The following is a 6775-nucleotide window of genomic DNA, read 5'->3' on the forward strand; positions in this document are numbered from 1 at the left end:
TTCAAAAGTCCCATGTGGATCACTCCGTTGCCCCCGCCGCTCACCGCTCTGGGGGAAGGTTCACATGGCTCAATTCTCAGTGGAAATTATACGCCTACCCGGCTCAGTTCTGGGTGGAAATCAACAGCCAGAGAAAGAAACGATGCTATCCACCGCCAGATGCTCGATGCCGCCGCCCGTCGTCCCGCTGATCGCGATGCTCTGGCTGACCGGCTGCGCGATGGGCGGTTCTGAGGTCCGCACGCCCTGCCCGCCCGTGGTCGACTACACGGCTACCGATCAGGCGCGGGCCGCCAACGAAGTCGAGGCATTGCCGGAGAGTACCGTTATCGTCCGGATGCTCGGCGATTACGCCGTGCTGCGGGATCAAGCGCGGGCGTGCCGGTGAAAGCTGTTCCAGGCAGCTGAGCGAATGCAACTCCGTCTGCCTCAGAGGATTCGGGTTCCGGTGGAACCAGAAATTTAAGGGCTTCGCTATGATAGACGCGCGCATTCACCTTCGGCGACGAATGCGCCCGCTTGTTTCAATGGCCGGACTCCGACCATTGGGCTGGCGAAAACTCAAACCAGCCTGGCGGGCTCCGAGCGGGTTCGCCGCCATCCCCGCCGCCGCGCTTGATCCGGCCCTCTGTCCGGCGTCTCCTGCGGTCCCCGCGCTTTCGGGTCCGGGTCCCCATCGTCGAAAGAAGGACAGTTGCTGAACTACTCGGTCTCGCTCCTCCTCGCTTCCGTCGTGGACGCAGGCTGCGCGAGGCCCGCGACGATCTGTCGAAACTCTCCGAGGATTTCGCCATGGTTCTTGTCGAGGTAGCGGGCGAGTCGGTCATTCTGCAGGAGGCGCTCTACATAGCGACCTGCCACCACCAGCCGGAGGTGATCTGGCCCAAGGGAGCCTTCGATCAGTTTGATGTTCTTTTGCAGGTTGGCCATCTCGGCCTTCATTCGCTCGGCTTGTTCGCGTGTTACGCCTGCAGGTGGCTTCTTTGCAGCCGGGTCAACCAGGTCTGTGGCGTCAGATGCTGCGAGGATCGCCTCGACATAGGGCACCGTGTAGTTGTTAGCCGCGATCATCAGTTCCGCCGCCTGAATCTGCCGCAGGGGCTTCATCTTCCGCAGGGACCGGAAGCTGTTGATCGGGCAGTGCCGGGCCTTCAGCAGTTCGGCCGCCTCCGGACAGATGCCGTTCAGCAGGGTCCGCTTCTGTCGGATCAGCGCGATGTTCACATTCAAGGCTGCCGCGATGCGAGCCTCCGATACGCCGCGCTCTACCGCGCGGAGGATCATCTTGTGCTCCTGGATCGTGGCGAGGCGGCTGATGCGCTTGTTGTAGGTGAAGGATTCGTCGTCGGTCGCCACCAGGCAGGTGACGGTCGTCTCGCCCATTTCCTTCAGAACATGCAGCCGAACATGGCCATCCAGAAGGATGAAGGATCCGTCCTGCCCAGCCGCGCGGGAGACTACCGGCGGTTCGACCAGCCCGACCTCGCGGATCGACGCGGCGATCTGCCCATATTTCTGACTCTTGGTCACGGTGACTGGCAACTGCTTGACCGGCAGGATCGCATCAATCGGGATGGTGCGCAGGTTCGCCTCGAATCCCGGGCTCTTCGGCGGAGGCATTTTCCCTTTCTGTGTCATGCTCTTGGCTCCCGCAACCCGTCGATGATGATGCGCGGCAGGCTGTCGAGGCTCTCGGCACGGAGCAGCGTCAGAAAGTTCTCGTCCTTCAGCAGAGACTGAAATGCCGCATCGAGAAACAGAAGGCTGCTTCGCGTCGACTGCGCCCTGCGGACCATGTCCTGCTGTCGCTCGGCCTCGGCGCGATAGGCTTTGACCAGCGCGGCAGATGTCATTCGCGCTCGTGGCTGTTTGTTGCGCGCACCACCTCGCTGCTTGCCGTGGCGCTGGCGCAACTCAACCAGCCGCCGCGCCTCCAGCAATTTCTTTCCGCGCAGTTCACCGGAAGCATAAGCAGCCTCGAGCGCCTTCTGCACGTCCTTCTCCTCGGCCCGCGTGATGTAGAGCGCGACGCTGAGCGGCATCTGCCCGGTCTCGACCGCGATCAGCAGGCGTTCTTCACCGTTGGCGATCAACTCGCCGATTTCATGGACATAGGCGATGGAAAGTCCCGTCTTGTCGGCGATCTGATGGTCCGAATATCCCCGGTCGCGCAAGATGGCGATGTCCTGCAACAGCTCGAGAGGACGTTGCTGACGTCTGGCGATGTTCTCGATCACACTGCGCAGTAGCCGTTCGACCTCACTTGCCTCTACAACGATGGCCGGGATGTGGGTTTCCCCAAGGGCGACATAAGCCTCCATCCGACCCTGACCGCAGACCAGGCGATAGGACACTCCCGCCTCTTCATCGACCCGGGCGACGGTGATCGGCTTTTTCAGCCCGACCCTGGCGATACTATCGACAAGCGCGCGGAAGGTCTTTTCCGAGCGTTCGCGCGGGTTCTCCACCGTGATGGCGGAAATCGGGATGATCTGCACTTCGTTCCGCATCTCGACTTCGCTCACCATGGTGTCACCTCGGCAACCGGAACGCGGCGGGCCATGTCGAAGAAGAAATCCAGCGTTTCAAATCGGAAAGCGTCCAGCATCAGGCCATTCTCCTCGGCAAGCCCCAGGGGTTTTGTTCGCATCTCGAATTGGGGCAGCAGGTAATAGTCGAGCGCGGCGGTGTTCGTTCGGTCCATCCGGATGGCGATTGTGATGTCGGGCACGAGGCCGGTGTCGAAACGGATTTTCCAGCGCAGGCCGCCGGTGGAGGTTTCGCGGCAGCGGGCGATGGCGACGGAGGCGGTGAATTCGCCATTGATCGTCAGCAGGTCGGTCGCCGGATTGCGCGTCACGGTACCGCCGGGTCGGGTGATCTCGTGGATCACACGCTCCACCTCGTCGCCGTGGAACAGCCGCAGCAAGCGGTTCACTTCGATGTAGTGGTAGTCCCGGTCCGGTGTGAAGCCGACGAGAGAATAGGCCCGGATCAGGCTGCCGAACCGGTGGGCATAGGCGCCGCTGGACGGCATTCCATCGGCCTCGTCGATCACCAGACCGGATATGTAGCCGTGGCGCTGGAACAGCCGCGTCAACCGTTCCAACATCTCGTCGTCCGAGAATCGGCGGTTGCGGGCGGCTATGATCGCCTGCACCTTTTGAAACTGTTTCGGCTCGACGATGGCATCGAACGCCCCTTCCGAACGGATCCACATCTCAGGGCCATTCGCCACCCGCTTCTGCTTCAGTTTGAAGGAGCGCCGGTTGTAGACGTTGTTGCCGATGTATTTCTCGTTGGTCAGGATCTGATGGACGGTGGCGCGGGTCCAGGTCCGGTCGAGATCGGTTAGTATCCCGCGCTCATTCAGTTCTGCGGCGATTTCGATTTCCGAACGGCCGTGCTTGAGGAACCGGCTGTATATCCAGCGGACGGTTCTTACCTCGGTCTCAGGCCCGGGCACCAGGATCACCCGGTCTGTCTGCAAGCTCTTGTGCTCACCGCGCTTCAGCTCGGCCTTCACTTCACCCCGTTCGTCAAGCAGGACCCGGCGAAGACCAAAACCCGCCGCACCGCCTTGACGGAAGCCGCGTTCGATCAGGCGGCACTGCCCGATGAAGACCTTGTTGGAAAGTTCCCGGCTGTATTCCCCGGCCATCGCGCGCTTGACGCTCTTGACGATCGTGGCAACCGGCCCGCCATCATTTTCGAATTGCTCGGCGCAATACTCGACCTGCTTGTTTGCGCGACGGCAGATGTATTCGTAATAGGCGGATTCATCTGCATCCTGAAAACGGCCCCATCGGCTGACGTCATAGACAAGGATCACCTCGAAATCCGCGGTGCCGTCTTGCACATCCTGGATCAACTGTTGCAGCGCTTCGCGGCCCTCGATCCTCAAACCACTCTTTCCAGCATCAGCATAGGAGCGGACCAGTTCAAAGCCACGTTCTTCCGCGTATTTGCGGATCGCATCCGACTGGTTTTCGGTCGAGTATTTCTGATGATCTGTTGACATGCGGACATATTCAGCCGCACGGCGCTTCGCCGGGGAGTTCGCCGGTTCTCTCTTTGAGGGCGGCTCTCTGACTGCCATTCCCGTCTCCCGATCAGTTCATGCAAGCGTCTCCGTCTGGTCGGACCCGGGGTATGGGCTGGGGCGCAAAATGGAATCTGCCGCTGTGTTGTCTTCTCCACAGGTTTACCGGAGGAGGACGCCGCGATGCGGATCAAGATGGGCACATCTGTGCCGAAAATGGGCACAACTGTGCACCTGGACGCCGATCAGACCGCCTATCGCAAGGCCATTGCCGATGCCCTGCGCCGCGAACTGGGACCGACGCATCAGGCCATCAAGACGGTGATGCGCTGGACCGGAGCGAGTGAGCGGACGGCCAAGTATTGGCTGTCTGGCGACCGCGGGCCGAGCGGAGAGCATCTGATCCGGCTCGCGCAGCATTCAGACGCAGTGCTGATCACTACCCTCACCATGGCAGGGCGACTGTCGGAGAAGCAGCGGCACAGATGTCCAAGCTGTCCGGAACGGCTTCTTGTGTTACAAAACCTCGGACAGGATGACCCAGTGTCCGAGGGATCATCACAGTCTTAAGTGCACCCTATGGTCAGGGTAAATCGGAGATGCGGAGAATAGGCCTATCATTCTCCGCATTTCGTGCGGTGTTTTTCCTTGCGCTTGCGGAGAATGCAGCCCACAATCGCCGCACCTTGCGCGGAGAATACAGTGTACATCTGGGAACAACCAGACTGGCCAAGGCTGACCTGGCAGGATGGCAGCATTGCCGCTCCCCTTGCTGCGGTCCGTCACGACCAAGGGCGGCTGATCGGCCGGATGGAAGCGCTGGGCTTCAAGCTGCGCGAGGAGGCGGTCCTGCAGACCCTGACGCAGGACGTCGTCAAGACCAGCGAGATCGAGGGCGAGCAGCTGGACGCCACGCAGGTGCGGTCATCCCTCGCCCGACGGCTTGGCATCGACATTGGCGCCCTGCCCCCGACTGATCGCAATGTGGAAGGCATCGTCGAGGTGATGCTGGACGCGACGCGGAACTATCAGGCCGCGCTCACCGCCGAGCGCCTTTTCGGCTGGCATGCGGCTTTGTTCCCCACCGGTCGCAGCGGCATGACGAAGATCATCGTCGGAGACTGGCGCGATGACAGCACCGGCCCGATGCAGGTGGTGTCCGGGCCCTATGGCCGGGAGAAGGTTCACTACGCTGCTCCTCCGGCACCGCGAGTCGCGGCGGAGATGGAAGCCTTCCTCACATGGTTCAACGCACCGCTAGCCACCGATCCGGTGATCAGGGCGGCGCTGGCGCATCTGTGGTTTGTGACGATCCACCCCTTCGAGGATGGCAACGGCCGCATCGCCCGCGCCATCGCTGACCTCGCACTTGCCCGGTCGGAGGGAAGCTCGCAGCGATTCTACAGCATGTCCGCGCAGATCAGGGCCGAGCGGAACGCCTACTACGACCAGCTGGAGCGCACCCAGAAGGGTGGCACGGACATCACGACATGGATCCTGTGGTTCCTTGACTGCCTCGGTCGCGCGATCCACGGCGCAGATGGCGTTTTGGCGGCGGTCGTCGCCAAGGGGCAGTTCTGGGAGCGCACAGCAAAACTGGCACTGAACGAACGCCAGATCAAGGTGCTGAACCGCCTGCTCGATGGCTTCGATGGCAAGATGACCTCTTCGAAGTGGGCCATCATCGCCAAGTGCTCGCAGGACACGGCGAACCGTGACATCGCGGCGTTACTCGAGCTCGGGCTGCTGCGCAAAGGAGAGGGTGGCGGTCGCAGCACCTACTATGAGTTGGTGCTGTAGAACTGTGGCACCAATCTTGTCTGCGTGTTCAATCTTGCGTATCTTGAACACAGCAGATGGAGGCCGCCATGTCCCAGACCACGACGATGACTGTCCGGATCAGCGGCGCGCTGAGCGAGTTCGTGGCGTCGAACGTGGGCGAGAACGGGTCGTACGAGAACATCAGCGAATACGTCCGCGACCTGATCCGGCGCGACAAGGAGCGGGCCGAGGCGGAAGCGTTCAACCGGTTGAAAGCCGAACTGACACGCGCATTTGCGGTACCGGAGGAAAGCTATCGCCCGTTGACCGCAGCCGAGGTGATCGCCCGGAACCGGGGCTGACATCATGGCCGTCCGCGTCCAGGAAGCTGCATCGCTGCGGATTGACGAGATCTACCGGTACACGCGCGACCGTTGGGGCGCTGAACAGGCTGATCGATACATCACAGCACTGTTCGCGGCATTCGAGAAAATCGAAGGGCACGGAGTGGCGTCGCGGCCGATCCCGGCAGAATTCGCTATCGACGGCTTCTACTTCCGGCACGAGCATCATTTCGTTTATTGGCGGCGGCTGTCGAATGGCGACATCGGCATCGTGACGATCCTGCACGAGCGGATGCACCAGATGGACCGGTTCCGAGAGGATCTTCCGAAGTGACGGATGCCACTGGCCCCGATCATTCTGCCCGTCAATGGGGGGCTCGTCGAACGTTGACCAGGTGTTGACAAGAATTTGGAATGACAAAAGCCGAGCGTTTTGCTCGGCTTTGAAGTCTTTGATAAGACGTGGTTTTTTGGTTGCGGGGACAGGATTTGAACCTGTGACCTTCAGGTTATGAGCCTGACGAGCTACCGGGCTGCTCCACCCCGCGTCATTTTATGCAGCGTGTGGTTGCTGCGGCCCCGAGGGCAGTGCTGCGATCGGGGTATGATCGTTTTGAGAGAGCTGGTC

General features: G+C 61.2%; 8 protein-coding genes and 1 tRNA gene. 5 read left to right on the top strand and 4 right to left on the bottom strand.

The window, feature by feature from the left end; translation table 11 throughout:
- Window positions 1–64: 64 nt before the first annotated feature.
- Entirely contained in the window at window positions 65–388 is a 324-nt protein-coding gene (locus EYB42_RS17520; protein WP_205910011.1) for a hypothetical protein, read from the top strand.
- A 314-nt stretch (window positions 389–702) separates the two neighbouring features.
- Here the strand turns inward: EYB42_RS17520 and EYB42_RS16935 are convergent, their stop codons facing one another.
- Genes EYB42_RS16935 through EYB42_RS16945 form a run of 3 tightly spaced genes read right to left on the bottom strand, consistent with a single transcriptional unit; the run spans window position 703 to window position 4099 of the window.
- A complete protein-coding gene (locus tag EYB42_RS16935) occupies window positions 703–1638 on the bottom strand; it encodes a plasmid partitioning protein RepB C-terminal domain-containing protein (RefSeq protein WP_135451257.1) in 936 nt (311 codons plus the stop codon).
- Window positions 1635–2498 carry a ParB/RepB/Spo0J family partition protein gene (locus EYB42_RS16940; RefSeq protein WP_205910008.1) on the bottom strand — a complete coding sequence of 288 codons (864 nt, stop codon included), beginning with the start codon at window positions 2496–2498 and terminating at the stop codon, window positions 1635–1637. The genes EYB42_RS16935 and EYB42_RS16940 overlap by 4 nt, the downstream gene beginning before the upstream one ends.
- 23 nt (window positions 2499–2521) lie before the next feature.
- Window positions 2522–4099, bottom strand: a complete 1578-nt coding sequence (locus tag EYB42_RS16945; protein WP_276605863.1) for a recombinase family protein — start codon at window positions 4097–4099, stop codon at window positions 2522–2524.
- Between the two features lie 126 nt (window positions 4100–4225).
- Here EYB42_RS16945 and EYB42_RS16950 point away from each other — a divergent pair, with 126 nt between their 5' ends.
- From EYB42_RS16950 to EYB42_RS16965, 4 genes are all read left to right on the top strand, one after another.
- On the top strand, window positions 4226–4612 hold the full coding sequence (locus EYB42_RS16950; protein ID WP_135451258.1) for an XRE family transcriptional regulator: 387 nt from the start codon (window positions 4226–4228) through the stop codon (window positions 4610–4612).
- Between the two features lie 93 nt (window positions 4613–4705).
- Entirely contained in the window at window positions 4706–5842 is a 1137-nt protein-coding gene (locus tag EYB42_RS16955; protein WP_205910009.1) for a Fic family protein, read from the top strand.
- A gap of 68 nt (window positions 5843–5910) precedes the next feature.
- A complete protein-coding gene (locus EYB42_RS16960; protein ID WP_135451259.1) occupies window positions 5911–6165 on the top strand; it encodes a ribbon-helix-helix domain-containing protein in 255 nt (84 codons plus the stop codon).
- 4 nt (window positions 6166–6169) lie between these two features.
- Entirely contained in the window at window positions 6170–6481 is a 312-nt protein-coding gene (locus EYB42_RS16965; RefSeq protein WP_205910010.1) for a type II toxin-antitoxin system RelE/ParE family toxin, read from the top strand.
- A gap of 137 nt (window positions 6482–6618) precedes the next feature.
- Here the strand turns inward: EYB42_RS16965 and EYB42_RS16970 are convergent.
- A tRNA-Met gene (locus EYB42_RS16970) sits at window positions 6619–6695 on the bottom strand.
- Window positions 6696–6775 lie beyond the last annotated feature (80 nt).

It is taken from the genome of Tabrizicola caldifontis (genome assembly GCF_004762095.1).
Classification (GTDB): Bacteria; Pseudomonadota; Alphaproteobacteria; order Rhodobacterales; family Rhodobacteraceae; genus Tabrizicola; species Tabrizicola caldifontis.

What these genes read in the sequence shown, in the direction of transcription:
- EYB42_RS16950 (WP_135451258.1), top strand. Translation starts at nt 4,226, where the DNA reads ATGCGGATCAAGATGGGCACATCTGTGCCGAAAATGGGCACAACTGTG.
- EYB42_RS16945 (WP_276605863.1), bottom strand. Translation starts at nt 4,099, where the DNA reads ATGGCAGTCAGAGAGCCGCCCTCAAAGAGAGAACCGGCGAACTCCCCG.
- EYB42_RS17520 (WP_205910011.1), top strand. Translation starts at nt 65, where the DNA reads ATGGCTCAATTCTCAGTGGAAATTATACGCCTACCCGGCTCAGTTCTG.
- EYB42_RS16935 (WP_135451257.1), bottom strand. Translation starts at nt 1,638, where the DNA reads ATGACACAGAAAGGGAAAATGCCTCCGCCGAAGAGCCCGGGATTCGAG.
- EYB42_RS16965 (WP_205910010.1), top strand. Translation starts at nt 6,170, where the DNA reads ATGGCCGTCCGCGTCCAGGAAGCTGCATCGCTGCGGATTGACGAGATC.
- EYB42_RS16955 (WP_205910009.1), top strand. Translation starts at nt 4,706, where the DNA reads ATGCAGCCCACAATCGCCGCACCTTGCGCGGAGAATACAGTGTACATC.
- EYB42_RS16960 (WP_135451259.1), top strand. Translation starts at nt 5,911, where the DNA reads ATGTCCCAGACCACGACGATGACTGTCCGGATCAGCGGCGCGCTGAGC.